Origin of the sequence: Candidatus Aquicultor secundus (genome assembly GCF_002791875.1) — a bacterium.
In the GTDB taxonomy this organism is placed as follows: Bacteria; Actinomycetota; Aquicultoria; order Aquicultorales; family Aquicultoraceae; genus Aquicultor_A; species Aquicultor_A secundus.
Window position 1 is genome coordinate 327 of record NZ_PFNG01000131.1, and the last position, 2,404, is coordinate 2,730.

Annotated in this window: 1 protein-coding gene; it reads right to left on the bottom strand. The window is 43.6% G+C overall.

Features of this window, described 5'->3' with window-relative positions:
* Positions 1-231: 231 nt before the first annotated feature.
* Positions 232-2,082 carry a CHAP domain-containing protein gene (locus COY37_RS05425; protein WP_286976602.1) on the bottom strand — a complete coding sequence of 617 codons (1,851 nt, stop codon included), beginning with the start codon at positions 2,080-2,082 and terminating at the stop codon, positions 232-234.
* Between the last annotated feature and the right edge of the window lie 322 nt (positions 2,083-2,404).

Genomic DNA, 2,404 nt, shown 5'->3' on the forward strand with positions numbered 1-2,404 from the left:
CAAGAAGACTTCTTGGCAAGATAGTGTAGCTTTTAGAGCTAGGATTCTCGGATTGGCTTACAACCGATGCCATATTTAGCTTTACGCAAATGGGGATCAAGTGCTTGATCCCCATTTCATGCCTATTAATAGTATCTCTTGCTAATTATTTTAAGTATACCAACTATCATCCCATCTGCTTGGGCTCTGGTAATTGATGCAGCTAAATTAAACATAGGTATTTAATATGCGCTAACTATCTGCCTTGCTAAGACCTTTAATCTTTGCGTTCAAATCAAAGCTTTGCTCCCTTGCCCAGTTTAGATAGAGAACGCCTTCGCTGTAATCGTCATACTTGCTAAAATAGACTAGTAGCTTCGTACCCTTAACAGGAAGTAGTTGGAGCCAATATGTACTGCCGACATTTACCGGCATTGGTTTATCCCAAGTAACCGTTGTCTCGCCATAATTATTAACCGCCGTCTCTTTGTATGTTCCAACCAACTTAGTTTGCGCTTCGTCGGAGAATATCTTTACGTGCACCTTTCCTCCAGGGGCATTGTTTAACCAGGTAGCCGCATTAAAAGCAACGCTCTTGATGAAAGGAAGTGTTGCCTTAAAGGATTGAGCTGCTGTGCCATAGCGGTTTTGAGCTTGGTCACCATTACGCCAGACGTTATATATTTCGTCTGTGATTGGAGAAGGCTTATCATTGGGTTGAACCACCATCCCTCCCTGAGGAGTCCAGCTAATATTACCTCCTTCGAAATCACTTCTAGCGCCACCTGTTACATCGTACTCATCAGATATTGGGAAACCAAGCCAACTACTCGAATACCCCATTGCCTTATATTTTTCAAAGATGCCACCCATGACAAAGAATGTTTGCTTAGCGCGTGAGCCATCTCGGTGCCAATTTATAGTGCCTCGTTCAAATCTTGAATAGGTGCCGGTAGTCCCAAACGGTGAGCGAAGCGCTTCACCTTCATCTGCAATCGGAAGACCAATTGGATGTGATGGTCCACCTATAGCTTTATATTTCGCAAGAATAGCACCGTATGTTGCAAATGTTTTATTTGGAAAAGCACCGTTTCTATGCCAGGTGAGCCTCCCATCCTTAAACTCTTGATAAACGCCTTGCGTACCGGTGGAAGCTGTGACTGGGATCTCATCCGAAGTCGGATAACCAAGAGGCCCCTCGGCTCCACGCAGCGATATGTATTTCTGCCATATTGATCCGCCCCACACAACATAAGCCGTAGAAGCGCCATCAGCGAGCATTATAGCAGCGCTATCTACACTACCGCCCTTAAAGTCTTGAACCCAGCCGTTTCCCCAGTGGTGGACTTTGTTTGTGGGGCAGCCGGCCTTAGGTTTTCCACCATGGTTCTCATAAGCATGCACAAAAGCCGCTCGTGAATTTTGATCGGGCGCTCCTTCGCCAATGCTGATATTTGATGGGTTTGGTTGTGAAGGTTGATTCTTACCTCTAAGCCAGCCCAAAAGATTCGAAATAGGTATATTGTATGTATTATTTTTAACAGTCATCGTGAGACTGCCTGTGCTTGCTTTTTTCCACGGATAATTCTGCTGAATCACGTTGACCCTATTCCCGACAATAGAAGTTACAATCACAACATGACCTGCGCTGTTTTTTTGTGTCCTGTTGTAAACAATTATATCGCCTGCTCTCGGTGGTTCATTTCCCCGGTTTGCAAATCTCAAGAGCTTCTTTGCTGCATATGTGTCCCAATACCGCCATGCATCACCAGACCAACTGTTAGCATCTATCACATTACCATCATTCTTGCTATAGCCCATCTTGTAGTAATAAAACCGTTTAACGTACTCAACGCACTGCCTTCCATATTTCTTTGATGCTTCCCTTGCAAAAAGCGGCACATCGGTCTTCTCATACAAATTAAATGCATAAACATACTTATCGCCAGGATCGGCTGGGTGTTGTACAAAAGCGTAGGCGCTACCCAATCCCACTGAGAGAAATATGTACAGAAATAAGACCGTGCTTCCAATAAAAATATGCTTACAACGTGATTCCAAGCGAGTTTTTAAGTAACTCATTAAAATTCCTCTTCTAGTCATAAACTTTTGCCCTCCATTTTCTTTCACTTAGTGCCTGGGCTGCCGATAGATGGATTCTTAAAAATCATTGCCCCTAACCTTATCGCAACCTACAGCGGATTCTATTGGTTCAACAAGCTGACCGAGCTAAGATTGCTTTGCGATACTTGTCCCAAATGGTAGTGCTACAGCCGCCAGCACGTCTATGGGTCAAGTGGCCAATTATACGTCTTAAATTTAAAGGAACGGATTTACAGAAAAATTGGGACTTGATCAATCTTGCGCACTCAGGTTCTTTATTTGTTTTACTATCGAGGTACTGTAAATTCTTAGTAGGCAAGTA

What these genes read in the sequence shown, in the direction of transcription:
- COY37_RS05425 (WP_286976602.1), bottom strand. Translation starts at nt 2,082, where the DNA reads ATGACTAGAAGAGGAATTTTAATGAGTTACTTAAAAACTCGCTTGGAA.